Raw genomic sequence first — 24,417 nt, 5'->3', positions numbered from 1 at the left:
CATCCATGCGCGAAGGCAGGGCCTGATGCGCCAGTTCGACTACATCACCGAGCTGATGGAGCTGGCGCTCCAGGACGCGCCCATGCTGCGCATCAAGGGCCGCGTGACGCAGGTGGTGGGCACCATCATCAAGGCGGTGGTGCCGACCGTGAAGGTGGGCGAGGTCTGCATCCTGCGCAACCCCGGCGAAGACTTCGAGATGAAGGCCGAGGTGGTGGGCTTCTCGCGCGACGCCGCGCTGCTCACGCCGATCGGCGACATGTACGGCATCTCGGCCGCGACCGAGGTCATTCCCACGGGCCGCGCGCACATGGTGCCGGTGGGCTTCGGCCTGCTCGGGCGCGTGCTCGACGGCCTGGGCCGCCCGCTCGACGAAGCCGAGCGCGGCCCGCTGGAGGCCAGCAAGTTCTACCCGGTGTTTGCCGAGGCGCCCGACCCGCTGCGCCGCCGCATCATCCACCAGCCGATGGAGCTGGGCGTGCGCGCGCTCGACGCGGTGCTCACCTGCGGCGAAGGCCAGCGCATGGGCATCTTCGCGGCGGCCGGCGGCGGCAAGTCGACGCTGATGGGCATGCTGGTGAAGGGCGCGGCGGTGGACGTGACCGTGGTGGCGCTGATCGGCGAACGCGGGCGCGAGGTGCGCGAATTCCTCGAGCATGAACTGGGGCCCGAGGGCCGGCGCAAGGCGGTGATCGTCTGCGCCACGTCCGACAAGTCGTCGATGGAGCGCGCCAAGGCCGCCTACGTGGCCACGGCCATTGCCGAGTACTTCCGCGACCAGGGCAAGAAGGTGCTGTTCCTGATGGACTCGGTCACCCGCTTCGCGCGCGCGCAGCGCGAGATCGGCCTGGCCGCGGGCGAGCCGCCCACGCGGCGCGGCTACCCGCCTTCGGTGTTCGCCACGCTGCCCAAGCTGATGGAGCGCACCGGCATGAACCACCTGGGCTCGATCACCGCGCTGTACACCGTGCTGGTGGAAGGCGACGACATGACCGAGCCGATCGCCGACGAGACGCGCTCCATCCTCGACGGCCACATCGTGCTGTCGCGCAAGCTGGGCGCGGCCAACCACTACCCGGCCATCGACGTGCTGGCCTCGGCCTCGCGCGTGATGAACGCCGTGGTCACGCCCGAGCACAAGCAGATCGCCGGGCGCATGCGCGAGCTGATGGCCAAGTACGAAGAGGTCGAGCTGCTGGTGAAGATCGGCGAGTACAAGCGCGGCGGCGACCCGGTGACCGACGAGGCCATCGACAAGATCGACGCCATCCGCACCTTCCTGAAGCAGCGCACCGACGAGCATTCGAGCCTGTCGCAGACGCTGGAGCGCCTGGCGCAGCTGGTGGGCACGGGACGCCGGCCGTGAGCGTGTTCCGCGAACTGCTGGCCATCAAGTCCTTCCGCGAGGGGCAGGCCGAGATCGTCGTGGCGCGCGAGCGCGCCGCGCTGCGCGACGCGGCGCGCGCGCACGAAGAAGCCCAGGCCTTGCTGCGCCGGCTGGTCGACGAAGGCCTGCAGGCCGAGCACCGGCTGTACCGCGAGCTGTGCGAACGCATCGTGCGGCTGCGCGACATCGAGGACGTGCAGCTTGCCGTGGCCGGCCTGCGCCAGCGCGAAGCCGCGCAGGAAGACGCCGTGACCGCGGCCGAACGCGGCGAGCAGAAGGCGCTGCAGCAGCTCGACGGCGCGCGCGCCGCGCACCAGGAGGCGTCGCGCCAGAAATCGAAGTTCGTCGACCTCGCGCGCAACCATGCCGACGCGCTCTCGCGCGAGGCCGAGCGCAAGGAAGACCTCGAGATGGAAGAAGCCGCCAGCGTGCGGCGCGACCGCGACGACTGGGAACACACCGACGAGCAGGAAAGCGCAACGTGAGCACCGACCGCCCCATCTCGCTGAACCTGGGCATGCCGCAGCAGTCGCCCTTCGACACGCGGCCCGACGCCGAGCGCCAGCCGGGCGCCGACGCGCGCGACCCGGGCCAGCTGTCGGACGAGGCGCGCCGCATGCGCGACCTGCTGAGCAACGGCGCGCGCGGCGGTACGGGCGCGGGTGCGCCGCCTGCTTGCGCGCCGGCCGAGACGCTGCGCCCGGTCGATCTTTTCGGCGCGCCGGCGCCGGCAGCGCCGCAGGCATCGGCCGCGCGCGCTGAATCGCCGCAAGCCGGCGTGCCGCCCGATGTGGCCGGCGCCGGCGAAGCGCTGTCGCAGCTCGCGAGCCGCCTGCTGGTGTCCGACGGCAGCAGCGGCCGGCGCGCGGTGCAGATCCGCCTGTCCGACGAAGGCCTGGCCGGCGTGGTGCTCGACGTGTTCGAGGACGGCGGCCGCGTGGTCGCGCAGTTCGTCTGCACGCTGGAGCCGGCGCGCGAGCGGCTGGCGCGCGCGGCCGGCTGGCTGGCGAGCAACCTGGCCGAACGGCTGCAGCGCGAGACGCTGGTGCGCGTGCTGGCCGACGACCCCGAAGACCCGTGCCCCGTCGAATCGACGGGCGCGCCCGGTGCATCCAATGCCAGCGCAAGCAGTGCAGGCAATGCGGACGCCGCCCCCCCCTTCCCCGGCCTCTGGCCTCGCTCCTGAATTCCATGTCCGCCATGCTCTCGTCTTCTTCCTCCGGGGCCGCCGTCGCGCTGAAACCGCAGCGGCTCTCGCGCAACGAGGCCCAGGCCCGCAGCGCGCTCGCGCAACGCGCGGCCGGCCTCCCCTTCTCATTGGGCGGTGCCTGGCGCGCCACGCTGCGCCCCGCGCCGCGGCCCGACGCCTTGCCCGGCCTGCACTGCTGGACCGCGCGCGTCGAATGGGCCGGCGCGGTGTTCGTGCTGCAGCTGCCCGCCGAAGCCATTGCGCAATGCCTGGAGGCCGTGCTGGCCGCCGAGCTCGGCGATGCGGTGCGCATCGACACGCTGCCGCCCGAACTGGCCACGGCCGCCGTCAGCGCCGCGCTGCGCCAGGTGCTCGACGGCCTGCAGTCGCTCGGCCGCGGTGCGCCGCAGCTGGTGGCGCTGCAGACCGAGCCCGTCGAAGTGACGCCGCAGGACACCGTCGCCTTCGCGCATGTGTGCGAGCTGCTGCTCAAGGCCGACGCCGGCCCGCAGGCGATTGCCGGCGTGCTGTGGACCGACACGCTCGGCCTGCTGCTGCTGGCCGGCCTGGTCGCAAAGCGCGCGCCGCAGCCCGGGCCGCTGGACGACGCGCTGCCGATCGCGCTGCGCGCCGAGATCGGCCACAGCCGCCTCACTGCCCGCGAACTGGGCGGGCTCGAGGCGGGCGACGTGCTGCTGCTCGACGCCGCATGGACCGGGCCGCGCCGCGTGCTGTGGCTCAGCGCCGACGGCCGCGCGGGGCTGCATGTGCAGCTGCCTGCCATGCACGACGCCACCGCCGAGGATGCCGCGGCTGTGCCCCCCTCTCTCACCGTACTTTCGCCCTGGACCGCCACCATGCCCGTTTCCAACACCGCCGCCGACCTTGCCGCCGACGCCGCGGCCGCTCCCGCCACCCTTGTTGCCGCCTCGCTCGACGACGTGCCGCTGCGCGTGTCCTTCGACCTCGGCGAACTCACGCTGAGCCTGGCGCAGCTGCGCGCCATGCAACCCGGCCAGGTGCTCGAGCTCGGCCATCCGCTGGCCGGCGCGGTGCGCATCCGTGCCAACGGCGCGCTGGTGGGCGACGGCGAACTGGTCGAGGTGGACGGCCAGCTCGGCGTGGCGGTGCGAACGCTGTTCGCGCCCGTGAACGCGCAAGGCTGATCCGCATGGGAAATTTCGATCCGATCACGCTTGCGTTCTTGCTGGCGCTGATGGCGTTGCTGCCCACCGTGGTGGTGGTGACGACGTCGTTCCTGAAGATCGCGGTGGTGATGTCGCTGCTGCGCAATGCGCTGGGCGTGCAGCAGATGCCGCCGAACATCGCGCTGTACGGCATGGCGTTGATCCTGTCGGCCTACATCATGGCGCCGGTGGGCGCGCACATGTACGACCGCCTGGCCACCAGCCCCGAGGCGCTGCGCAGCGTGCCCGCGCTGGTGAGCAGCGTGCGCGAAGGCGCCGAGCCGCTGCGCGAGTTCATGGTGCGCAACAGCAAGCCCGCGCAGCGCGACTTCTTCGTGAGCACCGCCCAGAAGATGTGGGGCCCGGTGCTGGCGGCCGACGTGACGCAGCGCGACTTCCTGGTGCTGATGCCGGCCTTCGTGGTGTCGGAGCTGACCTCGGCGTTCCAGATCGGTTTTCTGCTGTACCTGCCCTTCGTCGTGATCGACCTGATCGTCTCGAACATCCTGCTGGCCATGGGGATGATGATGGTCTCGCCGGTGACGATCTCGCTGCCCCTGAAGCTGTTCCTGTTCGTCATGGTGGACGGCTGGTCGCGGCTGATCCAGGGCCTCATCCTGACCTACGCCTGAAGGCGCACCTCCACTTTCAGACCCTCCTCCCATGCAAAGCGTCGACGTCGTCTCCTATTTCACCCAGGCCCTGTACCTGGTGCTCTGGCTGTCCATGCCGCCGATCGTGGTCGGCTCGGTGGTGGGCGTGCTGTTCTCGCTGTTCCAGGCGCTCACGCAGATCCAGGAGCAGACGCTGTCGTTCGGCATCAAGCTGATCGCGGTGTCGCTCACCATCCTGCTGGCCGCGCGCTGGATCGGCGGCGAGATGTTCAATTTCACGGTGCAGGTGTTCGACGTGATTCCCACGCTGGGCCGTTGAGCGGAACGAAATGACTGGCGAGGTTACTTATGCGGATATCAAGAACTTCGTCAGCGCCCTCGCGCTGACGCAGCCGCGCATCCTCGCCATGTTCATCGTCCTGCCGATCTTCAACCAGCAGCTCATGCCGGGCCTGCTGCGCTATGCGGTGGCCGGCGCGCTGGGCGCGGTGGCGGTGCCGTTCGTGATGCCGGAGATCGCGCAGGCCGACTTCAACGCCCCGCAGCTGGTGATGCTGATCCTGAAGGAGGCCTTCATCGGCTTCGTGCTGGGCTACCTGGCGGCCATTCCGTTCTGGATCTTCGAGGCGGTGGGCTTTCTCATCGACAACCAGCGCGGCGCCAGCATCGCGGCCACGCTGAACCCGCTCACCGGCAACGACTCCTCGCCCATGGGCATCCTGTTCAACCAGGCCTTCATCGTCTACTTCCTGCTGGCCGGCGGCTTCTCGCTGCTGCTGGGCACGCTGTACGACAGCTTCAAGGTGTGGAGCATCGTGCACTGGGCGCCCGCGCTGAATGCCGACGCCATGCCGCTGATGCTCGCGCAGCTCGACCGGCTGGGCCGCCTCGCCTTCCTGTTCGCGGGGCCGGTGCTGGTGGCCATGTTCCTGTCCGAGGTGGGCCTGGCGCTGGTGAGCCGCTTCGCGCCGCAGCTGCAGGTGTTCTTCATGGCCATGCCCATCAAGAGCGCGCTGGCGGTGCTGGTGCTGATTCTCTACGGCTCGCTGCTGTTCGACTACGGCGCGGACCAGATCGAGGGCATCGGGCGCATCCTGCCGTTCCTGCAGGACCTCTGGGGGGGCGCCGTGGAAGGCGCCGTGCGATGAGCGAAAAAACCGAACAGCCCACTTCCAAGCGGCTGCGCGACAGCCGCAAGAAGGGCGACGTCGCCTACAGCAAGGACTTCACGCAGACGCTGCTGATCGTGGCGCTGTTCGGCTACCTGCTGGCCAGCGCGGGCCGCATCGTGGACACGCTGGCGCAGGCCATATTGCTGCCCTCGACGCTGCTGCAGCTGGAGTTCACCGAAGCCGTGAACACGGCCGCGACGCGGCTGCTGAGCGAGGCCGCGTGGATCGTGCTGCCGATCATCGGCATCGTGCTGGGCGTGGGCATCTTCGCGGACACGATGCAGGTGGGCATTTTGTTCGCGTTCGACAAGCTCAAGCCCTCGGCGCAGAAGCTCAACCCGCTCGCCAACCTGAAGAACATCTTCTCCAAGAAGAACTTCATGGAGTTCCTCAAGTCGGTGCTGAAGATCGGCTTCCTGTCGGCGCTGCTGTGGATCCTGCTGCGCGACGCGCTGCCGATCCTCACGAGCATTCCGCAGGCCGGGCTCGCGGGCATGGGCAAGGTGATGGGCTCGCTGCTGAAGACGATGGTGATCAACATCGGCCTGGCCTACGCCGCCATCGCGCTGGCCGACTTCGTGTGGCAGCGCCTGCAGTACCGAAAGGGGCTGATGATGTCCAAGGACGAGGTGAAGCAGGAATACAAGGAGATGGAGGGCGACCCCCACATCAAGCACCAGCGCAAGCACCTGCACCAGGAGATGATGGCCGAGGGCGCCGTGCAGAGCGCGCGCAAGGCCACCGTGGTGGTGACCAACCCGACCCACCTGGCCGTGGCGCTGCGCTACGACGCCGAGGAAACCCCGCTGCCCGTGGTGCTGGCCAAGGGCGAAGGCGCGCTGGCCGAACGCATGATGCGCGCCGCGCGCGAAGCCGGCGTGCCGGTGATGCAGAACATTCCGCTGGCGCGCGCGCTCACCGAGCACGCGAGCGTCGGCGAGTACATCCCTTCCGAACTCGTCGAGCCGGTGGCCGAACTGCTGAAGCTGCTGGCGCAGATGCGGCAGATGGACGGCGACCCGCTGGCCCCCCCTCTTCCATGAGCATGTCCTTCCCCACCTCTTCCTCACCCTCCGCCCGCCAGGCCGATGCCGGCGCGGCGCGCCTTCTTGCGCAGTACCGCGCGCAGCAGGCGCCTCATGCGGCCAATGCCGATGCCGGTGGCAGCGGCCCGATCGACCTGGTGATCGACGGCCGCCATCGCGTGCGGCTGGAAGCCCTGCCGGGCGGCGGCATCCGCGTGGCCTCGCGCCTGCGCGCGCTGCCCGAGCCGGGCCACGCGCGCGACCAGCTGGTGCAGGCGATCGGCCGGCTGGCCTGCGGCACCATGCTGGCGTCGCCCTGCGCGTGCGTGATCGACGCGCGCGAGCGCGCGGCCTGGCTGCAGCTCACGGTGGCCGCGGGATCGACCCAGGACATCGACGACGCGGTGGGCGAGCTCGCCAACGCACTTGCCTTCTGGACCCCGGCCGTCGCGGCCGCCTGACATTGCCCTCGCCCTTGCTCTTGCGCCCGCTCATGCGCCCTCACGCCACCATGCCCCGCACCTCCTTCCGCTCCCCCCTGCTTCGCACCCTGGCCGCCGCGCTGGTGGGCTGCGCGCTGCTGTCGCTGCCCGGCGCACCCGCACACGCCGGCCCGCCGCCGTGGTCCGACGCGCCCTACACCTACTACGCCGAGAGCCAGCCGCTGGCCAAGGTGCTGCGCGACTTCGCGGCCAGCTTCAGCCTGGCGCTGGAGCTGTCGCCGCAGGTGACCGGCCCGGTCAACGGCCGCTTCAGCTCGCCCACGCCGACCGACTTTCTGAACCAGCTGGGCGGCGTGTACGGCTTCAACTGGTTCACGCACGCCGGCACGCTGTACGTGAGCCGCACCACCGAAACCACCACGCGCAGCATCACCGCCTCGGGCGCGAGCATCGGCGCCATGCGCCAGGCGCTCACCAGCCTGGGCGTGCTCGACACGCGCTTCGGCTGGGGCGAGCTGCCCGACCAGGGCGTGGCGCTGGTGTCGGGACCGCCCGGCTACGTGAGCCTGGTGCAGCGCACGGTGGCGGCGCTGCCGCTGGTGGCGGGCGGGCAGCAGGTGACGGTGTTCAGGCTCAAGCACGCCACGGTGGACGACCGCACGGTGCTCTACCGCGACCGGCAGATCACCACCACCGGGCTGGCGCAGGTGCTGCGCAACCTGGTCAACGGCTCGGGCACGGGCGGCACCTACAGCGACGCCACGCTCACCGCCATTGCCGCGCCGCTGCGCGCGAGCAGCACGGGCATGGCGCCCGCGACCACGGTGGCGGGCGCCGCGCCCGGCGCGCCGGTGGCCGCCGGCGGCGGGGAATCGTCGAGCGACGCGAAGCTGGCCGCCGCGGCCGGCCAGCAGAACAGCCGCCGGCTGGTGCCGTCGATCCAGGCCGACTCGCGGCTCAACGCGCTCATCATCCAGGACATTCCGGAGCGCCTGCCGATCTACCAGAAGCTGATCGAGCAGCTCGACGTGCCGACCGCGCTGATCGAGATCGAGGCGCTCATCATCGACGTGAACGCCACCCGGCTCGACGAGCTGGGCATCGCCTGGGGCGGGCGCACCGGCGGCACCACGGCGGGCTTCGGCAACCTCGCGGCATCGACCTCGGGCAACGAGATCACGCTGGGCGCGGTGTCGCGCAGCGCCACGGTGAACCCGACCTCGCTGGTGGTGAGCGCGGGCAACTTCCTGGTCACGCGCATCCGCGCGCTGGAGGGCATGGGCGAGGCGTCGATCCAGTCGCGTCCGTCGATCCTCACGGTGGACCACATCGGCGCGCTGCTGGACCTGTCGGAAACCTTCTACATCCGCACCACCGGCGAGCGCGTGGCCACGGTGACGCCGGTGACGGTGGGCACCACGCTGCGCGTGACGCCGCACTACATCGAGCGCGCGAACGGCGCGGTGGTGCAACTCGACGTGGACATCGAGGACGGCCAGATCCAGGACCGCACCATCGACGACCTGCCGACCATCCGCAAGAGCGTGGTGAGCACGCAGGCCATCGTGGGCGAGAACCAGACGCTGCTGATCGGCGGCTACAACACGCGCCAGGCCACGCGCCAGAACGACCGCGTGCCGGGCCTGGGCCGGCTGCCGGTGGTGGGGCTGTTCTTCTCGAACCGCACGGACAACGTGCAGTCGCGCGAGCGGCTGTTCATGATCAAGCCGCGGCTGGTGACGCTGCCCTCGCCGCGCGCGGCGGGCGCCGCGCCGACCGGGGCCGAGATGCAGGCCGCCAGCGCCGCGGCCATCGGTGCCTCGACGGTGACGGTGCTGCCGGCGCCGGGCGGACTGCCCGTGACGGTGTCGCCCGCGCCGTCGATCATCGAGCCCGGCACGCTGGTGTTGCCGGCGCCGTTGCCGCCGCTGACTTCGGCACCGGCGGCGCCGAACTCGCCTGCGGCGCCCTGAGCGGGAATGCGGAAATGAGGGAGTAAGGGAGTGAAGGAGCGCGGGAAGGCCGCGCTCAGAAGTCCAGTGCGGCGCCGCGCGCCAGCATCTGGGCCTTGAGCGCGGAGCGCGCGCGCGACAGGCGGCTGCGCACGGTGCCCACCGGCACGGTCAGCAGCACGGCGGCCTCTTCGTACGAGAGCTCGTCCACCGCCACCATCAGCAGCACCTCGCGCATGCTCTGCGGCAGCTCGGCCAGCGATTCGTTGAGGGCGCGCATCTGCTGCGACTGCGAGAGCATGCCTTCGGGCGTGAGGCGCTCGTCGGGCAGCGCGGCGAGTTCGTCGTCGGCGACGAACTCGTAACGGCGGTGCGGGGCGCGCGACAGGTAGTTGCGCACCAGGTTCATCGCAATGCCGTAGAGCCAGGTCGACAGCTCGGACTCGCCGCGGTAGCTCTGGAACGAGCGCACGGCTTCCATGAAAGCCTGCTGCGCCAGGTCTTCGGCATCGCCCGGATTGCCGATGTTCTTGATGATGAAGCGGTACAGCCGGGTGTTGTGCGTCTGCACCAGGGTGCGGAACAGCGTACCCGCCTCGGCCTCGCTCATGCCCTCCGGGGGCGTCAGCACACCCACCTCGCCACAGGCGCTGTCGTCGCTCTCAGCTTCGGTGGGGCAGTTGGACAAGGGGAGGCTTGGAAACGAAGGGGTGTCGACAACCCGGCGGGCGACACGACAGGGATGCATGCAATCCGCCGGCGGGCAGGCGCTGGCAACGCCTGGACACAGGATTTTACTTTCGTTTACCTGTGTATCCAATCCCCAGAATTGGGTATCTGACGAGCGGTGGCTCCCGTGGTAGCACGGGCGCTCTACGGCGGACGCCGTTCAGTCCTTGGGGAGTTCGGCCAGGATCTGGCGCAGCCAGCCGGCCGCGGTGCCGGCGGACACCGGCGACTGGCCGGCTTCCGCCGCGCCGGCAAAGCGGCTGTCGAGCGCCGCGTCGATGTGCGTGCGCTGCGCGGCGCTCAGGCCGGACGGCTGCACGCCGGCGTTGCGGCACGCGGCTTCGAAGCCGGCGCCGCGGTTGGCGGCCGAGAAGTCGAGCCGCGTGAGAAAGTCGACGCCGTCCATCGCCTGGCGGCCGGTGCGCGCCATGTCGATGGCCAGGCTGACCGTGCGCGACGCGAGCGGCACGCCGGCCGCGGGGGCCAGGTCGAGCTCGCGCGCCACGGCCTGGGTGATGCCGCCGGAGAAAGACTGGCCCAGCGCGGCAACGAAAGCGGAGGTGGTGTCGGCCCCGCCCTGCGGCCTGACCCAGGCCACCGAACGCTGCGTGGGGGTGGCACCGGTGGCGAGCACCTGCAGCCGGTCGCCGTCCAACTCGATGACGCCATCGGTTTTCTGACGCGCGGCCTCTTCGAACGCGCGCAGATTCGGCAGCGGCGAAACAGGGCTTGACGATGAAAGAGGTGCGGTAGACACGTTGCCAGTAAGTGGAGCACCCATGAGGGCGTCCTCGTATGTAACACGTGTCAGCGAACAGTTCCCAAGCCAGTGTCACTAAGTGTCAATTAGTACCCATGAGGCCAGGATTTGCGGCGGTTCAGCCGCTCGAATATTTGTTCAGGTGCAGGTTGCCCGGCTGCGAAAAGGCCCTGGCGAGGCGGCTGAGCGCGCGCCAGGCCGCGGCCAATGGGGGCGTGCCGCTGCGAGGTCCGCCGTCGCCATCGTCGCCGTCGCAGATTGCGATCGTTCCCGGGAAGACGCTGATCACCACCGGCGATGTCTCGTGCGCGACATCTCGCGTGTCTGGATCGAAACTTCGCATCGGCGACTCCTTGGGAGCTGGTGATGCCTCGGCTCGCACGCATGCGCCGTGCCAGACCGAGACTGCCCCTCCCCTCACGCCTGCGATTCGAACCAGTCCCGCGCCGATCGCCCCTGGTCCGGCCCGAGCATCGAGAACCCGCCGTCGACCGGAATGTCCGCGCCCGTGACGAAGCGCGCCGCGTCCGAGCACAGGAAGAGAACCACCTGCGCCACGTCGTCGCCGTCGCCCACCCGGCCCAGCGGATGCATCGGCGCGCCGACGCGGTCGGCCAGCGCGCGGTCGTCGCCCGTCATGCGCGAGAGCGCGTCCGACCACGTCCACCCCGGCGACACCGAGTTCACGCGCACGCGCCGCGGCGCCAGGCTCGCCGCCTGGTTGCGCGTGAGCTGCAGGATCGCCGCCTTCGCCGCCGGGTACAGCGCCCGCCCCGCCGCGCCGAACTTGCCGCCGACGCTGCCCATGTTCACGATGGCGCCGCCCTGCGCCGCCAGCGCCTCGGTGGTCTTCTGCACCAGCATCGCACCCGAGACGAGGTTGACGTTCAGCGCGGCCAGCCAGTCGGCACGCGCGGCGTCGAGCCCGGCGTCGCCGTAGACCACGGCGTTGTTCACGAGGAAGTCGATGCGCCCTTCGGTGCCCAACGCGCCCGCCACCAAGGCGTCGAGCGCCGCGTCGGAGGCGATGTCGCAGGCCACGAAACGGCAACGCGCACCGAGCCCGGCCGCCAGCGCCTCGCCGCGCGGCACGTCGATGTCGACCGCCAGCACCTGGGCGCCGGCCTGCACGAACGCGCGCACGATCGCGCGGCCGAGCATCGCGGCCGCGCCGGTGACGATGGCGACCTTGCCTTGCAGCTCCGGGGTCATTGCAGGCCTCCCATCTGCCGCACGGCATCGTCGACCTGGACCACGTCCGCCAGCATCGCCAGTGTCTCGAGGCTGGCCGCGTGCAGGTGCGCCTGCGCGGTGCTGCAGGCGTCGGCCACCACTGCCACGCGGTAGCCCAGGTCGCTCGCATGCCGCGCGCCGTGCTCCACCACGTGGTTGGTCGCGATGCCCGCCACGTACAGCCGGCCGGCGCCGGTGGCACGCACCGCCTCTTCGAGCCCGCTGGCCCAGAAGGGGTTGTTGCGCTTGTGCGTGACCACGGCCTCGCCCGGCAACGGCGCGAGTTCGCTGTAGAACTCCGCGCCCCAGGCGCCGTCCTGCACCGCGCCGGTCTCGGCGACACGGCGGAACAGCGTGCAGTTGTCCAGGCAGTCCGCGTAGCCCGGCGCAAAGGCGATGCGCACGAAGATCACCGGCACGCCGTGGGCGCGGGCGCCGGCGATCAGGCGGCCGGCCGAAGCGATCAGCCGCGGGCGCGCCGGGTCGTCGGCGGCCACGCCCACGCGCACCTTGCCGTCGGCGTGCAGCACGTCGTTCTGGTAGTGCATGGCCAGCAGCGCGGCCTTCACATGAACACCTGCAGAGCTTCGTGCGGCGCGTCGCAGTTGACGAGGTCCACGCGCTTCATCTGGATGCGGAACGCATCCCCCTCCCGGCGCAGCGTGTGCGCCACGCTGCCGCCGAAGGCGCGCTGCTCGGTCTTGCGCCATTCCAGCAGCATGAAGCTGGAGCGCACCACGCAACCGGCCTCGTCGCGCGCTTCGAGCCCGATGTTGCCCACCACGTGCACCGTGCGCGTGGGCGGCTGCTGCGAATAGGCACGGGCCTGCTCGAGCCGCCGCGCGCGCATCGAACGCAGCAGCGTGTCTTCGCAGAACAGCGAGGCATGGTTGACGTGGTCGGTCTGGCCGTGCACCAGCGGCACCCAGTACAGCCCGTCGGGCGTGAAGAGCTTCTGCCATTCGTCCCAGCGGTGCTCGTCGAGCAGGCGCGCCTCGTGGTGCAGGAACTGCGTGACCGCCTGCTGTTCGTTCCAGTCGATGAAGTTCATTCGGCGCTCCCGGTCTGCACGCCCGCGCCCGCGCCCGTACCCACCCCCACGCCCACGCCCATGTACCCGGCCCAGGCCGCGAACATGTTGCGCGACGGCATCTCGCTGTTGCCGTTGGAGGCGCGGCCTCCGGGCAGCGGCTGGTCGCGGCCCGCCGCGCGGTGCATGCTGACCCAGTCGCCGCCGTCGGAGCCCAGGCCTTCCTGCACCCGGTTGTAGGCCTCCAGGTCGTCGGCCATCACGTTGGACGACGGCGAGTTGACGATGTTGGTGTACTTCAACGTGCGCTGAAAGCTCGCTTCCGGCGCGCCCTTCAGCCGGAAGCTGAAGATCTCGACCAGCGTGCGGTCCACCGACAGCGGCCGGATCACGCGGATCTGCTGGAACGAGGTGTGCGGCGAGCAGCTCGGGTAGACGATGGTGTTGTGCCGGTTCACGCGCAATATCTCGTCGGCGCGCGCCGCCCCCTTGCTGGCCTCCAGCGAGGCCACGTAGGCCAGGCTCACCGGGTCGGTCGGCGGCACGAAGATGCCTTCCATGAAGCCGTGCCCGTTGTCGTAGCCCTTGAGCTCGAGCTTCTCCCAGAAGTCCAGCGGCTCGCCGTTGCCGTCGACGATCACCACCTCGAAGGGCTTGGGCGTGCCCGCAGGCATGGCCTCGTACTCTTCCTTGGCCGCGCGCCACGACGACTCGTGCGTGGCCACCGCGTGGATGGTGTCGTGCAGGTTCTCGAAGAAGATCTTCCAGTTGTTGCGCTGGATCACGCGCTGCACGCCGCCCGCCACTTCCACTTCGCCGTCGGGCGCGCGATCGCAGAAGTTGTCGAGCGAGGTGGCCACGCCGCCCAGGAATTCGGTGAGCCCGGGCCCCTCCTTCGAAAGGCTCGCGAACACGAAGCCGCGGTGCGTGGCCACGCGCGCCACGTTGCGCACGCCGTACTGCGGGTCTTTCAGGTCGAGCGCCGTGTCTTCGTAGCCGCTGCGCAGCGGCACCGACAGCAGCGAGCCGTCGCACTTGAAGGTCCAGCCGTGGTACAGGCAGCGCAGGAACTTGCCGGCACTGCCGCTGCCCTCGGGCACCAGCCTGGCGCCCTTGTGCGGGCAGCGGTTGAACATCACGTGCACCTCGCCGTCGGTGTGGCGCACCATCACCACGGGCTCGCGGCCCAGGCGGGTGGTGAAGTAGTCGCCGGGCTTGGGCACCTGGCTTTCGTGGCCGACGTAGAGCCAGGCCTGGCCGAAGACGCGGTCCATCTCCAGCTCGAAGATGGCGGGGTCGGTGTACACGCGCTTGTGCACGCGGTCGGGCTGCACGAGGTCCTGCAGGTCGGTGGTCATGGTGGGTCTCCTGGAATCGTGGGGTCGTCAGATGTCGAGCACCAGCTGCGGCGTCTTCGCGCGCGACACGCAGGTGCAGATGGTCTTGCCGCCCGCCTTCTCGCGCGGGCTCAGGTTGTGGTCGCGGTGGTCGGGCACGCCTTCGGCCACGTCGACGGCGCACACGCCGCAGTCGCCCTGGCGGCAGTCGTACAGCGGGTCGAGCCCGGCGGCGATGAGCACGTCGAGCAGGCTCTGGTCGGGCCGCACCGTGAGCGTCTTGCCCGAGCGCAGCGTGCGCACCTCGAAGGCCTTGTCGCCGGCCTGCTCGAGCGCACCGGCGAAGAGCTCGAAGTGCACGTGGTCGCCGGGCCAGCCGAGCGCGCGGGCCGTGTCGACCACGGCCTGCACCATGCCGCGCGGGCCGCAGACGTGCAGATGGCGCCCGGTGGCCGGTGCCGCGAGCAAGGCGCGCAGGTCGATGCCGCGCGACGGATCGCCGCCGTCGTGCACCGCAGTGCCGCCGAGCGCGCACACTTCCTGCAGGTAGGCCGTGGCCTCTTCGCTGCGCGTGGCGTAGACGAACTCGAAAGCCTGGCCTTCGGCGGCCAGCGCCCGCGCCATGCACAGCAGCGGCGTGATGCCGATGCCGCCCGCGATGAGCAGCGGCGCGGCGTTGCCCTTGTGCAGCACGAAGTCGTTGCGCGGCGCGTGCGCGGTCAGCGCCGCGCCTTCCGTCAGGCCATGCATCCATGCCGAACCGCCCGCGCCTTGCGGCTCGTCGAGCACCGCGATCTCGTAGCAGCCCGACGCGTCGTGCGGCCTCGCCAGCGAATAGGCGCGCTGCCCCGCATGCCCGTTGGGCTGCATCACCTGCACGCCCAGGTGCGCCCCCGGTGTGAACGGCGGCAAGGGCGCCCCGTTCGCGCTGCGCAGCACGAAGGCCTTGATGGCCGGCGTGAGCGAGGTGACAGATGCCACCACCAGCTCCAGCATGTCCGACATATTGAGCGTGCCGCTCATCCCGGCGGCAGCGCCGGGTCGGCGATGGTCAGCGCGGTCGACTTCGCCCAGCGCGTCATCAGCGTGTTCGACGGCAGCGTTTCATCGACCAGCTTGCGCGCCGTTTCCGCGCCGGCCACGGGCAGGCCCTTCGGGTCGAGCAGGCCGATCTGCACCAGCACGCTGGCCTGGTCCCAGTAGATGTGCTCGTGGTACAGCTTGTCGCCGCGGAACTTCACGATCGCCACCAGCGGAATTTCCACCGGCTTGCCCGTGGGCGCGATGCCCGGCAGCATCCAGTCGACTTCCACCGTGTGGGTGAAGCAGAACAGCATCTCGTCGACGATCTGCGTGGCGCCCACCGTGCGCGAGATGGGCGTGAGCCGCGTGTCCGGCGGCGTGGTCGGAATGAAGTGGTGCTTGTAGAAGCGCGACAGCTCCTTGGCGCCCACGCCGCCCGTCATCGTCGGGATGTGGTTGACGTAGGGCTCGCTCACCATCGTGGCCATGGTCGCGACCACGTCGCGCGTGGCGAACTCGTACTCGCAGTGCTTGTCCCACAGCGCCGACAGGTCGTAGACCGGGCCGATCGCTTCCTTGAACAGCGCCATGGAGCGCTGGTGCGCCATGAGCGTGGAAGGCTTGTCGAAGTGGTCGCCGCCGGTGCGCGCAAAGGCATGGTCGACGCCGGGGTACACGTACATCTGCGCGCCCGGCTTGCCCGCGAAGGCCTCCAGCACCTGCGCGCGCGCTTCGGGCGGGCAGAACTGGTCGAGCTCCGCGAAGTGCAGCGCAAGGGGGCATTCGATCTTCGGCACCAGGTCGAGCGCGCCTTCGATGCCCACGCCGTAGTACCCCACGGCCGCGTCCACGCCCGAGTGCGCGGCCGCAAGGTACGCGAGCTTGCCGCCCAGGCAGAAGCCCAGCGCGCCGACCTTGCCGTTGCAGGCCGGGTGCGCGCGCAGCGCCTTCACGCTCGCCGTGACGTCGGCCACGCCGGCATCGATGTCGAACTTCTGGAAGAAACCGAAGGCGCGCTGCCAGTCCTCGGGCGAATAGCCCAGCTCCACGTCGGGCTCCATGCGCCAGAACAGGTCGGGCGCGAGCACCACGTAGCCCTCTTCGGCGTAGAGGTCGGCCACCTCGCGCACGTAGTCGTTGATGCCGAAGATTTCCTGGCACAGCACGATGCCGGGGCCGCGCCCCGAGGCCGGCAGGGCCAGGTAGCCGCGGAAGGTCTGCTGGCCGTCGGCGGCCGGAATGTCGATGTAGCTGCTCATCGGGGTGTCTCTGGAGTGGTGGGGTTCGGCGGCGATTCTGTGGACCGCCCCGCCCGCCTGTCTGTCCATTTCGTGCAACCGGTCCGGCTGCACGAAACGGATAGCGCCGCGCCGCCGCGGCCCACAGACTGCGCCCTGCATTTCCCTCCCCCACGTTCACCGAACCCCCTCCACAGGAGAGCTCTTTCATGTCGCAGGCAAGCATCCAACCCGCCTTGTGGGCCATCGCCATCGCCGTCGGCGCGCTGGCCACCCCCGCGCAGGCGCAGACAGTCAAGGTCGGTCTCGCCATGGACCTGTCGGGCCCGTTCGCCGTCGGCGGCGCCGAGGCGAAGGCCGGCTTCGCCGTGGCCATGAAGCAGCTGGGCGGCAAGCTCGGCGGCGTGCCGGTCGAGTACGTCGAGGCCGACACCGCCGGCAACCCCGAAACCGCGCGCCAGGCGGTCGACCGCATGCTCATGCGCGACAAGATCGACCTGTTCACCGGCCCGGTCGGCTCCTCGGTCGCGCTGGCCGTCGGCCCGCCGCTCTTCGCGGCCAAGGTGCCCTACCTGTCGAGCAACACCGGCCCGAGCGACTATTCGGGCGCGCGCTGCAACCCGTACTTCTTCGGCGCGTCGTACCCCAACGACGCGTACCACGAGGCGGCCGGCAAGTTCGCTTCCGACAAGGCCTTCAAGAAAGTGGCGCTCATCGCGCCCAGCTATCCCGGCGGCAAGGACGCCATCACCGGCTTCAAGCGCACCTACAAGGGCTCGGTGGGCGACGAGCTCTACACCAAGCTGGGCCAGCTCGACTATTCGGCCGAGCTCGCGCAGATCCGCGCGTCCAAGCCCGACGCGCTGTACTTCTTCCTGCCCGGCGCCATGGGCGTGAGCTTCATCAAGCAGTTCGTGGGCGCGGGGCTGTCGAAGGACGTGGCGCTGATCTCCACGGCTTTTTCCGCCGACGAAGACATGATTCCGGCCGTCGGCGACCCGATGCTCGGCCTCTTCAACACCGCGCACTGGTCCTTCGACCTCGACAACCCCGCCAACCAGCGCTTCGTAGCCGCCTTCCGCGAACAGAACAACGGACGCAACCCCTCGTTCTATGCGGGCCAGGCCTACGACGTGCTGATGGCCATGGACGCCGCGGTGCGCGACGTCGGCGGCAAGGTGGCCGACCGGCCCGCGCTGCTGAAGGCGATCAAGGCGGCCAACTACAAGTCGGTGCGCGGCGACTTCCGCTACGGCGCCAACAACTTTCCGATCCAGAACTACTACCTGCGCGTGATCGGCAAGGACGCCAACGGGCGCATCGCCAACAAGGTGATCGGGACGGTGCTGCAGAACTACCAGGACACCAGCGCGGCGCAGTGCGCGATGAAGTCCTGAAGAAGGCAAAGACCGGTGCGACGTCCGGTGCGTCGTGCCGGTCGCGTTGCCTGCCTCTCAGCGCGAAGCGAATCGCGGCTTCGTGACCTTGCCGCTCCCCAGGTCGAGCACGAAGCGCATGGAAGGCCCTTCGCGCAGCAACTGCAGCGCGAGCGCCGCGGCCAGCGCGTCGAAGCCGAATTGCGCGCCCTGCCAGCTCGCCACGGCGTCGCGCGCCGCAAACGATGCGATCTCCGCGGTCAAGCCACGGCCGACGGAATCGGCATGCAGCGCGAGCACATTGGCGCCGCCGTCGCGTCCTTCCAGATGCACCTGCACGCCCGGCATGGCCAGCACGCCATCGCCGAGCCGGACCTCGCCCGACAGCGCGGTGCGGCCCAACAGCAGGCGCGCCTGCGCCGTCAGCCCCGGGTCCAGGCTCTCGCGACCTTGCCGGAGCGTCGACTCCGCGAACACCTGCAGCTGCAGCTTGCCACGCTCGGAGACCCACGGGCTCAGCAACGCGCCGCGGCGCTCGAACTCCACGCCGGCCAGCGGTGCCGACGCGAACTGGTACAGGTAGCTGCGCCCGTTGGGCGCGTCGACGTACAGGCCCAGCCGGCTGATGCCCATGCGAGAGTCGGGTCCGACATGCTCGACCGTCGCATCGTTGAAGTCGATCTCGCCGTGCCGGATCGGCACCGTCACGTCGGCGTCGAACAGCAGGTGCGCGTCGGTGATCTGTGCACGCACGGTGCCTTCGGCCTGGCCGAACGGGTCAAGGCGCCATGCATCCGCGGCCGGTTCGGCAGGCTTCTGCGAAGCGTCCCAGACCTTGCGGATCTGCGACGGCAAGCTCAAAGGGCCCTGCAGCTTCCATCCCGAGAACTCCGCTTCGCGTGCCTCGACGGCAGCCAGGCGCGCCGCGCCGGCGTCGGTCCGTATCCGCGCCACCAGCTCGTGCAGGGCAATGCGGCCGATGTCCAGCACGAGCGGCCCGAACGCGAGCCGCAGTGCGGTCGCCTCGAGTTTCTGGACCCGGACCTCGATGGCGCCGTCCTGTCCGGGTTTGCATGTCACGCCCTCGAGCGCGAATCGGTTGCCAGCGGCCTTGCCGATCGCTGCGAGTTCGAAGCCGAGGGCAAGATCGATGAGCGAAGCGGCAAGCGAGACGGTCATGGCTGCGTGAGTGTCAGTGCCTCGCAACCGAAAGGCGCGAGCTGTCTCTCACGGTGTCACGCGATGTATCACGCGACGTATGCCGCGACGTATCCCGCGGCAGCTGCCCGAAGCGCTCCCTGTAGCAGGCCGCGAACCGGCTCAGGTGCGAGAACCCGCAGTTCAGCGCCACCTCCGTCACGCTCGCGCCGTCGTTGCGCGCCAGCTGCGCATGCGCCGCGTCCAGCCGCATGTTGCGCAGCACCTCGCCGGGCGACAGGTCGCGGTAGCGCCTGAACAGCAGGCCGAGCCCGCGCCGCGTCACGCCCGCGGCCTGCGCCACGTCTTCCAGCGACAAGGCGGCATCGAGCCGCTCGCGCATGAATTCTTCCGCGCGCCGCAGCTGCTGCAGGCTCGTTTGCTCCGAGCCGCGTTGCACGTCGGCGTGCCGCTGCAGCACCGAGTTCGGGTGGTGGCACAGCAGGTAGAGCATCAGGTTGTCTTCGCAGTGCGCGAGCCAGCGCGCATCGAACGAGGCGAAGCCGCTCGAGGGCAGCAGCGACGCCAGGCCGGCCACCATGCGGCACCACTGCGTGCCCGCCGCGTCGTCGAGGCGAAAGGGCATCTCGAAATCGATCTCGCCCACGGTGTCCGTGCCGCGCAGCGCGAAGGCCTGGCGCGCCACTTCCTGCAGCCGGCTGAGCTCGATCTTCAGCATCAGCTGTTCGCAGTCCGCATGCCAGCGCAGGCGCACCGGCTTGTGCGCGGAGACGATGGCGCCCTGCCCGGGGTGGATCTGCAGCGTCTGGCCGCCGGTGTGGATGTCGGCATGGCCGCGCAGCGGCATCTGCACGAGCACGAAGTTGCCGAGCGCGTCGGGCTCGATGTCGACGTCGCAGCCGTAGCGCAGGATGCACAACGACAGTGCGCTCAGCTCGGCGCGGCAGAAGATGGCGTCGACGTCGCCATGGCCCCACACGCTGCGGTGCGGCTTGAGTTCATGGGCGACGCGCGCATGGGTCTCGTCGGCCTCGCGCGAGCGAAAGACCTCGCGTCCGTACAACGGCGACAACTGCTGGCTCGACCATGCGTCCACGGACACTCCTGCGGATCAAAGTGGGGGAAGCGGACAGGAACGGATGCCTGCCGCACGCCGGAAATCTACGTCCGGCAGCCGCTTGCCGCCATGGGAGTTGCCCGGGCAGCCCCGCATTTGCAGCAAGAACCTTGCCCAGCCGATGGCCGGCAGCCACCGGCCTCAGGCAGGCGAAAGAACCGAGGCATAGACTGGCGGGGCTGCGTTCGCGCCATGGGGGCCGGATGCAATCCCTGTTCGGAACCTGGAACCCGAAACCCGGAGCTCGTCCATGCCCTTTCGCCAGACCCTTGCCGCAGCCCTCGCGGGCCTCACCGTGGCGCTCGCCGCCTGCACCACGCCGGGACCGCAGACACCGGCGATCTCGCAGGCCCGCATCGCCGAAATCGTTGCCAGCCCCGATCGCAGCGACGCCGACCGGCGCAACGACGCGCGGCGCAAGCCGCAGGAGATGCTGGCCTTCATCGGCGTGCGCCCCGGCATGGTCGCGCTCGACCTGAGCGCGGCCGGCGGCTACACCACCGAGCTGATCGCGCGCGCCACCGGAGCGAACGGCCGCGTGTACGGCCAGAGCCCGCCGCGCCCGCCGATGAGCCGCCCCGCGCAGCCCGAGGGTGCCGCGGCCCCCGCGCCGATGGGCGCCGCACCCACGGCACCCACGGCACCCACAGCACCTTCCGCCGGGCCGCGCCCTTCACCCGTCGCGCTGGCCGAACGCGCCAGGAACCCGAACGCGAGCAACATCGTCGCCGTGGTCCGGCCCTTCGAAGACCCGGTGCCGCCCGAGCTCGCGGCGAACGGCCTTGACCTGGTCACGCTGATGTTCAACTACCACGACTTCGGCCACATGGGCGTGGACCGCGCCGCGGTGAACCGTGCCGTGTTCGCCGCGCTCAAGCCGGGCGGCATCTATGTCATTGCCGACCACGCGGGACGCGCGGGCACGGGCATTTCCGAATCGGGCACGCTGCACCGCATCGAGCAAGCTTTCCTGCGCGCGGAAGTCGAGCGGGCCGGGTTCAGGCAAGTGGGCGAAGGCAACTTCCTGCGCAACCCCTCGGACCCGCGCGACCGCAACACGCCCGAACCGCCGCAGCCGAAGGACGAGTTCGTGCTGAAGTTCGTCAAGCCCTGAAGACGGCTCGCCAGATGCGATCGAAAGCGCCGGCCCTCCGGCGCTTTTTTATCGTCAAAAATTTAATGGTTGATCCAATGAAGCGCATCGGGCTATGATCCTTTCAGCCAACTTCGGGCGTCCCCGCCCTGCTATCGATGAATCTGGATCTGACCGCCCGCCAGGCCGAATTCCGCGACGAGGTGCGCCGCTTCGTGCACACGCGCCTGCCCGCCGACATCCGTGAGCGCCTGCGGCTGGGCCACCCGCCGCGCAAGCAGGACACCGTCACCTGGCAGCGCATCCTCAACGAGAAGGGCTGGGCCGCGCCGCACTGGCCACGCGAGTACGGCGGCGCCGAACTGGGCCAGGCCGAGCGGCTGATCCTGCTCGACGAGCTGTTCCGCGCGAGCGCGCCGCTGCCGCAGGTGTTCAACGTGGGCATGCTCGGCCCGGTGCTGATGAAGTTCGGCACCGACGCGCAGAAGCGCCACTTCCTGCCGAAGCTGGCCAACCTCGACCTCTGGTTCTGCCAGGGCTTCTCGGAGCCGGGCTCGGGCTCCGACCTGGCCTCGCTGCGCACCGCCGCGCGGCGCGAGGGCAACGACTACGTCGTCAACGGCCAGAAGATCTGGACCACCACCGCGCACCTGGCCGACTGGGTGTTCGCGCTGGTGCGCACCGACGGCGAGGGCCGCAAGCAGCACGGCATCTCGTTCCTGCTGATCGACCTGCGCACGCCAGGCGTCACCATCCGCCCCATCACCTCCATCGACGGGCAGCACCACCTCAACGAGGTGTTCTTCGACGAGGTGCGCGTACCGGTCGGCAACCTCGTGGGCGAGGAAGGCCGCGGCTGGGACTGCGCCAAGTACCTGCTGATGAACGAGCGCACCGGCATCGCCAACGTGGGCCTGTGCCGCGAGCGGCTCGAATACGCGCGCGAGCTGGCCGGCAGGCTCACCGAGGCCGGCCGGCCGCTGCTGGAAAGCCCCAAGCTGCGCAGCGAACTCGCGATGCTCGACGCCGAGGTGCGCGCGCTGGAGGTGACCAACTGGCGCTTTCTGCTTTCGCCCGACACGGCGCAGAAGAACCCCGGCTTCGCCTCGGTGCTCAAGCTCAAGGGCACCGAACTGCAGCAGGACATCGCGCAACTGCTGCAGCGCATCGCCGGGCCCTCGGCCATGGAGCGCCACCCGCACGACGGCGAAGGCGCCGCGCACTGGGCCGGCCCGCTGGCCATGCGCTACTTCTACAGCCGCGCCGCCAGCATCTACGGCGGCACGAGCGAGGTACAGAAAGACATTCTGTCCAGGACCATCCTGGGCTCCGGAGCGGCGCAGGCATGAACTTCGAACTGAACGACGAACAGCTCGCGCTGCGCGACAGCCTCGCGCGCCTGCTCGGTGATGTGTACGGCTTCGAAAAGCGCCGCGCCATCGCGGCGTCGGCCACCGGCTGGAGCCTGCCCGCGTGGCAGCAACTGGCCGCGCTGGGCCTCACCGCCCTGCCCTTGCCGCAGGCGCACGGCGGCTTCGGCGGCGGCGCGGCCGACCTGATGCCCGTGATGCAGGAACTGGGCAAGGCGCTGGTGCTGGAGCCCTTCCTGTCGTCGATCGTGCTCGGTGCCACCGCCGTGCGGCTGGCGGCCGACGAGGTGCTGCAGGTGCAGCTGCTGCCCGACGTGGCCAGCGGCGAGCTGCGGCTGGCCTGGGCGCACGACGAAGAGGCCGCGCGCCATGCGCCGCTGTGGATAGAGACGCGCGCGCGCCAGCAGGACGGCCAGTGGCTGCTCGACGGCGCCAAGTGCAACGTGCTGCACGCGCCGTCGGCCCACCGTTTCGTGGTGAGCGCGCGCACCGCGGGCGAACCCGGCGACGCGCACGGCGTGGCGCTGTTCCATGTCGATGCGCGCGCCGCGGGCATCGCCTGCCGCGCGCACCGGCTGGTCGACGACACCCCCGCGGGCGAGCTTCGCTTCAACGCCGCCAGGGCGCAGCCGCTGGGCGATCCGCACGACGGCGCCGCCGCGCTGCGCGCGCTCGAAGGCACGCTGGCCATGGGCACGGCCGCCGTCTGCGCGGACGCGGTCGGCGCCATGGAAACGGCCTACGCGCTGGCCATCGACTACCTCGGCACGCGCCGGCAGTTCGGCCGCGCCATCGGCGAGAACCAGGCCTTGCGCCACCGCGCGGCCGAGATGCTGGTGGCGCTGGAAATGTCGCGCAGCATGGCCATGGTCGCGGCGGTGGCCGCCGACGACCTCGACGCGCCCGGTGCGCGCGCCGACCTCGCGCGCGCCAAGCTGGTGATCGGTCGGCACGCGCGCGCCGTGTGCCACGCGGCGGTGCAGCTGCATGGCGGCATCGGCATGACGGAGGAATACGCGGTCGGCCACTGCCTGCGCCGCGTCACGCTCATCGACCAGCTGTTCGGCGACGTCGAGGCGCAGGCCATGCGGCTCGCGGCGATGGCATGAGCGCGTTCGAGACGATCCGCTGGGACCGCTCGGGCCCGGTGCTCACGCTGACGCTGTACCGGCCCGAGAAGATGAACGCCATGACGCGTGCGATGCGCCGCGAGTTGTGCGAGGCCATCGACCGCGCCGATGCCGACGACGCGGTGCGCGCCATCGTGGTCACCGGCGCGGGCCGCGCGTTCTGCGCGGGCTTCGACCTGTCGGAGGGCGCGGGCGCGTTCGGTGCCGCACCGGACGCCGATCCCGATCCCGATTCCGCCGACGAGCCGGGCCGCGATGGCGGCGGCGTGCTCGCGCTGCGGCTCTTCGCATGCACCAAGCCGCTGATCGCCGCGGTCAACGGCGCGGCCGTGGGCATCGGGGCCTCGATGCTGCTGCCGATGGACGTGCGCATTGCCGCGAGCGACGCGCGCTTCGGGTTCGTCTTTGCGCGGCGCGGCATCGTGCCCGACGCCTGCGCGAGCTGGTTCCTGCCGCGTGTCGTGGGCATCTCGAAGGCGCTCGAATGGAGCCTGGGCGGGCACGTGTTCGATGCGGCCGAGGCTGCCGCGGGCGGCCTGGTGAGCGCGGTGTGCGAGCCCGGCGACCTGCTGGCCCGCGCGCAGGCGCTGGCGCGCGGCATCGCAGAGAACGCCGCGCCGGTATCGGTGGCGCTCACGCGGCAGCTGATGTGGCGCATGCTGGGCGAGGGCCACCCGATGGCGGCGCACCGCCTCGAGAGCACCGCGCTGGCGGCGCGCGGCACCTCGGCGGACACGGCCGAGGGCGTGGCCTCGTTCAGGGAGAAGCGGCCCGCGCGCTTTCCCGACCGGGTGAGCAACGGCATGCCGGCGTTCTACCCATGGTGGACCGAGCCCCCCTTCCGCGCCTGAAAC

At 70.4% G+C, this 24,417-nt stretch carries 26 protein-coding genes; 15 read left to right on the top strand and 11 right to left on the bottom strand.

The features are described from left to right. The first annotated feature begins 25 nt into the window (after window positions 1–25). Genes sctN through sctC form a run of 10 tightly spaced genes read left to right on the top strand, consistent with a single transcriptional unit; the run spans window position 26 to window position 8,990 of the window. Window positions 26–1,366, top strand: a complete 1,341-nt coding sequence (gene sctN / locus BM004_RS24440) for a type III secretion system ATPase SctN (protein WP_093130781.1) — start codon at window positions 26–28, stop codon at window positions 1,364–1,366. Then, window positions 1,363–1,872, top strand: a complete 510-nt coding sequence (locus BM004_RS24435) for a type III secretion system stalk subunit SctO (protein WP_093130783.1) — start codon at window positions 1,363–1,365, stop codon at window positions 1,870–1,872. Before sctN ends, BM004_RS24435 begins: the two co-directional genes overlap by 4 nt. Next, window positions 1,869–2,573 (top strand): hypothetical protein, encoded by a 705-nt coding sequence (locus BM004_RS24430; RefSeq protein WP_093217604.1) that lies wholly within the window; start codon window positions 1,869–1,871, stop codon window positions 2,571–2,573. The genes BM004_RS24435 and BM004_RS24430 overlap by 4 nt, the downstream gene beginning before the upstream one ends. A gap of 5 nt (window positions 2,574–2,578) precedes the next feature. After that, window positions 2,579–3,742, top strand: coding sequence for a type III secretion system cytoplasmic ring protein SctQ (gene sctQ / locus BM004_RS24425; RefSeq protein WP_093217603.1), 1,164 nt, complete (start codon window positions 2,579–2,581; stop codon window positions 3,740–3,742). Between the two features lie 5 nt (window positions 3,743–3,747). Then, window positions 3,748–4,395: a type III secretion system export apparatus subunit SctR gene (gene sctR / locus BM004_RS24420; protein WP_093130789.1), complete on the top strand. Its 648-nt coding sequence runs from the start codon at window positions 3,748–3,750 to the stop codon at window positions 4,393–4,395. A gap of 31 nt (window positions 4,396–4,426) precedes the next feature. Next, a complete protein-coding gene (sctS, locus tag BM004_RS24415; protein WP_093130791.1) occupies window positions 4,427–4,696 on the top strand; it encodes a type III secretion system export apparatus subunit SctS in 270 nt (89 codons plus the stop codon). A gap of 10 nt (window positions 4,697–4,706) precedes the next feature. Beyond that, window positions 4,707–5,525 carry a type III secretion system export apparatus subunit SctT gene (gene sctT / locus BM004_RS24410; protein ID WP_093217601.1) on the top strand — a complete coding sequence of 273 codons (819 nt, stop codon included), beginning with the start codon at window positions 4,707–4,709 and terminating at the stop codon, window positions 5,523–5,525. Beyond that, window positions 5,522–6,592, top strand: coding sequence for a type III secretion system export apparatus subunit SctU (sctU, locus tag BM004_RS24405; protein WP_093130795.1), 1,071 nt, complete (start codon window positions 5,522–5,524; stop codon window positions 6,590–6,592). Before sctT ends, sctU begins: the two co-directional genes overlap by 4 nt. Beyond that, on the top strand, window positions 6,589–7,035 hold the full coding sequence (locus BM004_RS24400; protein WP_093217600.1) for a type III secretion system chaperone family protein: 447 nt from the start codon (window positions 6,589–6,591) through the stop codon (window positions 7,033–7,035). The genes sctU and BM004_RS24400 overlap by 4 nt, the downstream gene beginning before the upstream one ends. A gap of 50 nt (window positions 7,036–7,085) precedes the next feature. Next, window positions 7,086–8,990 (top strand): type III secretion system outer membrane ring subunit SctC, encoded by a 1,905-nt coding sequence (gene sctC, locus BM004_RS24395; protein ID WP_093217759.1) that lies wholly within the window; start codon window positions 7,086–7,088, stop codon window positions 8,988–8,990. 55 nt (window positions 8,991–9,045) lie between these two features. On the opposite strand, the gene BM004_RS24390 is transcribed toward sctC, so the two are convergent. The 9 genes from BM004_RS24390 to BM004_RS24355 form a co-directional block, all read right to left on the bottom strand. Next, entirely contained in the window at window positions 9,046–9,657 is a 612-nt protein-coding gene (locus BM004_RS24390; RefSeq protein ID WP_256220030.1) for an RNA polymerase sigma factor, read from the bottom strand. A gap of 201 nt (window positions 9,658–9,858) precedes the next feature. After that, window positions 9,859–10,353: a BspR family type III secretion system anti-sigma factor gene (locus BM004_RS24385; protein WP_256220029.1), complete on the bottom strand. Its 495-nt coding sequence runs from the start codon at window positions 10,351–10,353 to the stop codon at window positions 9,859–9,861. Between the two features lie 223 nt (window positions 10,354–10,576). After that, window positions 10,577–10,801 (bottom strand): hypothetical protein, encoded by a 225-nt coding sequence (locus BM004_RS40780; RefSeq protein WP_143072489.1) that lies wholly within the window; start codon window positions 10,799–10,801, stop codon window positions 10,577–10,579. A 74-nt stretch (window positions 10,802–10,875) separates the two neighbouring features. Then, entirely contained in the window at window positions 10,876–11,670 is a 795-nt protein-coding gene (locus BM004_RS24380) for an SDR family oxidoreductase (RefSeq protein WP_093217597.1), read from the bottom strand. Beyond that, window positions 11,667–12,260, bottom strand: a complete 594-nt coding sequence (locus BM004_RS24375) for a cysteine hydrolase family protein (RefSeq protein ID WP_093217595.1) — start codon at window positions 12,258–12,260, stop codon at window positions 11,667–11,669. Before BM004_RS24375 ends, BM004_RS24380 begins: the two co-directional genes overlap by 4 nt. Continuing rightward, window positions 12,257–12,742 (bottom strand): aromatic-ring-hydroxylating dioxygenase subunit beta, encoded by a 486-nt coding sequence (locus BM004_RS24370; RefSeq protein ID WP_093130807.1) that lies wholly within the window; start codon window positions 12,740–12,742, stop codon window positions 12,257–12,259. The genes BM004_RS24375 and BM004_RS24370 overlap by 4 nt, the downstream gene beginning before the upstream one ends. Continuing rightward, a complete protein-coding gene (locus BM004_RS24365) occupies window positions 12,739–14,079 on the bottom strand; it encodes an aromatic ring-hydroxylating dioxygenase subunit alpha (protein WP_093217594.1) in 1,341 nt (446 codons plus the stop codon). Before BM004_RS24365 ends, BM004_RS24370 begins: the two co-directional genes overlap by 4 nt. A 27-nt stretch (window positions 14,080–14,106) precedes the next feature. Then, window positions 14,107–15,081: a PDR/VanB family oxidoreductase gene (locus tag BM004_RS24360; RefSeq protein WP_093217592.1), complete on the bottom strand. Its 975-nt coding sequence runs from the start codon at window positions 15,079–15,081 to the stop codon at window positions 14,107–14,109. Next, window positions 15,078–16,340, bottom strand: coding sequence for a dienelactone hydrolase family protein (locus BM004_RS24355; protein ID WP_093217591.1), 1,263 nt, complete (start codon window positions 16,338–16,340; stop codon window positions 15,078–15,080). The genes BM004_RS24360 and BM004_RS24355 overlap by 4 nt, the downstream gene beginning before the upstream one ends. Before the next feature lie 188 nt (window positions 16,341–16,528). On the opposite strand from BM004_RS24355, the gene BM004_RS24350 reads away from it, so the two are divergent. Next, on the top strand, window positions 16,529–17,716 hold the full coding sequence (locus BM004_RS24350; RefSeq protein ID WP_093130815.1) for an ABC transporter substrate-binding protein: 1,188 nt from the start codon (window positions 16,529–16,531) through the stop codon (window positions 17,714–17,716). Window positions 17,717–17,773: 57 nt separating this feature from the next. Here the strand turns inward: BM004_RS24350 and BM004_RS24345 are convergent, their stop codons facing one another. Both BM004_RS24345 and BM004_RS24340 read right to left on the bottom strand, forming a co-directional pair. After that, window positions 17,774–18,874 (bottom strand): hypothetical protein, encoded by a 1,101-nt coding sequence (locus tag BM004_RS24345; protein ID WP_093217589.1) that lies wholly within the window; start codon window positions 18,872–18,874, stop codon window positions 17,774–17,776. A 13-nt stretch (window positions 18,875–18,887) separates the two neighbouring features. Beyond that, entirely contained in the window at window positions 18,888–19,949 is a 1,062-nt protein-coding gene (locus BM004_RS24340; protein ID WP_093130819.1) for an AraC family transcriptional regulator, read from the bottom strand. Window positions 19,950–20,220: 271 nt separating this feature from the next. Here BM004_RS24340 and BM004_RS24335 point away from each other — a divergent pair, with 271 nt between their 5' ends. The 4 genes from BM004_RS24335 (at window position 20,221) to BM004_RS24320 (ending at window position 24,414) form a co-directional block, all read left to right on the top strand. Continuing rightward, window positions 20,221–21,084 carry a class I SAM-dependent methyltransferase gene (locus tag BM004_RS24335; RefSeq protein WP_093217588.1) on the top strand — a complete coding sequence of 288 codons (864 nt, stop codon included), beginning with the start codon at window positions 20,221–20,223 and terminating at the stop codon, window positions 21,082–21,084. A gap of 137 nt (window positions 21,085–21,221) precedes the next feature. After that, window positions 21,222–22,412, top strand: coding sequence for an acyl-CoA dehydrogenase family protein (locus BM004_RS24330; protein ID WP_093217587.1), 1,191 nt, complete (start codon window positions 21,222–21,224; stop codon window positions 22,410–22,412). Beyond that, window positions 22,409–23,542: an acyl-CoA dehydrogenase family protein gene (locus tag BM004_RS24325; RefSeq protein WP_093217585.1), complete on the top strand. Its 1,134-nt coding sequence runs from the start codon at window positions 22,409–22,411 to the stop codon at window positions 23,540–23,542. The genes BM004_RS24330 and BM004_RS24325 overlap by 4 nt, the downstream gene beginning before the upstream one ends. Next, window positions 23,539–24,414 carry an enoyl-CoA hydratase-related protein gene (locus BM004_RS24320; protein WP_093217584.1) on the top strand — a complete coding sequence of 292 codons (876 nt, stop codon included), beginning with the start codon at window positions 23,539–23,541 and terminating at the stop codon, window positions 24,412–24,414. The genes BM004_RS24325 and BM004_RS24320 overlap by 4 nt, the downstream gene beginning before the upstream one ends. The last annotated feature ends 3 nt before the right edge of the window (window positions 24,415–24,417 follow it).

This window comes from Variovorax sp. OK212, assembly GCF_900112425.1.
Classification (GTDB): Bacteria; Pseudomonadota; Gammaproteobacteria; order Burkholderiales; family Burkholderiaceae_C; genus Variovorax.
The sequence above is the reverse complement of the archived record's forward strand: the minus strand, read 5'-3'. Positions and strand labels throughout refer to the sequence as shown.

What these genes read in the sequence shown, in the direction of transcription:
- BM004_RS24350 (WP_093130815.1), top strand. Translation starts at nt 16,529, where the DNA reads ATGTCGCAGGCAAGCATCCAACCCGCCTTGTGGGCCATCGCCATCGCC.
- BM004_RS24335 (WP_093217588.1), top strand. Translation starts at nt 20,221, where the DNA reads ATGCCCTTTCGCCAGACCCTTGCCGCAGCCCTCGCGGGCCTCACCGTG.
- BM004_RS24370 (WP_093130807.1), bottom strand. Translation starts at nt 12,742, where the DNA reads ATGAACTTCATCGACTGGAACGAACAGCAGGCGGTCACGCAGTTCCTG.
- BM004_RS40780 (WP_143072489.1), bottom strand. Translation starts at nt 10,801, where the DNA reads ATGCGAAGTTTCGATCCAGACACGCGAGATGTCGCGCACGAGACATCG.
- sctN (WP_093130781.1), top strand. Translation starts at nt 26, where the DNA reads ATGCGCCAGTTCGACTACATCACCGAGCTGATGGAGCTGGCGCTCCAG.
- BM004_RS24320 (WP_093217584.1), top strand. Translation starts at nt 23,539, where the DNA reads ATGAGCGCGTTCGAGACGATCCGCTGGGACCGCTCGGGCCCGGTGCTC.
- BM004_RS24400 (WP_093217600.1), top strand. Translation starts at nt 6,589, where the DNA reads ATGAGCATGTCCTTCCCCACCTCTTCCTCACCCTCCGCCCGCCAGGCC.
- BM004_RS24365 (WP_093217594.1), bottom strand. Translation starts at nt 14,079, where the DNA reads ATGACCACCGACCTGCAGGACCTCGTGCAGCCCGACCGCGTGCACAAG.
- sctC (WP_093217759.1), top strand. Translation starts at nt 7,086, where the DNA reads ATGCCCCGCACCTCCTTCCGCTCCCCCCTGCTTCGCACCCTGGCCGCC.
- BM004_RS24355 (WP_093217591.1), bottom strand. Translation starts at nt 16,340, where the DNA reads ATGAGCAGCTACATCGACATTCCGGCCGCCGACGGCCAGCAGACCTTC.
- sctS (WP_093130791.1), top strand. Translation starts at nt 4,427, where the DNA reads ATGCAAAGCGTCGACGTCGTCTCCTATTTCACCCAGGCCCTGTACCTG.
- sctU (WP_093130795.1), top strand. Translation starts at nt 5,522, where the DNA reads ATGAGCGAAAAAACCGAACAGCCCACTTCCAAGCGGCTGCGCGACAGC.
- sctR (WP_093130789.1), top strand. Translation starts at nt 3,748, where the DNA reads ATGGGAAATTTCGATCCGATCACGCTTGCGTTCTTGCTGGCGCTGATG.
- BM004_RS24380 (WP_093217597.1), bottom strand. Translation starts at nt 11,670, where the DNA reads ATGACCCCGGAGCTGCAAGGCAAGGTCGCCATCGTCACCGGCGCGGCC.
- BM004_RS24345 (WP_093217589.1), bottom strand. Translation starts at nt 18,874, where the DNA reads ATGACCGTCTCGCTTGCCGCTTCGCTCATCGATCTTGCCCTCGGCTTC.
- BM004_RS24360 (WP_093217592.1), bottom strand. Translation starts at nt 15,081, where the DNA reads ATGAGCGGCACGCTCAATATGTCGGACATGCTGGAGCTGGTGGTGGCA.
- BM004_RS24330 (WP_093217587.1), top strand. Translation starts at nt 21,222, where the DNA reads ATGAATCTGGATCTGACCGCCCGCCAGGCCGAATTCCGCGACGAGGTG.
- BM004_RS24325 (WP_093217585.1), top strand. Translation starts at nt 22,409, where the DNA reads ATGAACTTCGAACTGAACGACGAACAGCTCGCGCTGCGCGACAGCCTC.
- sctQ (WP_093217603.1), top strand. Translation starts at nt 2,579, where the DNA reads ATGTCCGCCATGCTCTCGTCTTCTTCCTCCGGGGCCGCCGTCGCGCTG.
- sctT (WP_093217601.1), top strand. Translation starts at nt 4,707, where the DNA reads ATGACTGGCGAGGTTACTTATGCGGATATCAAGAACTTCGTCAGCGCC.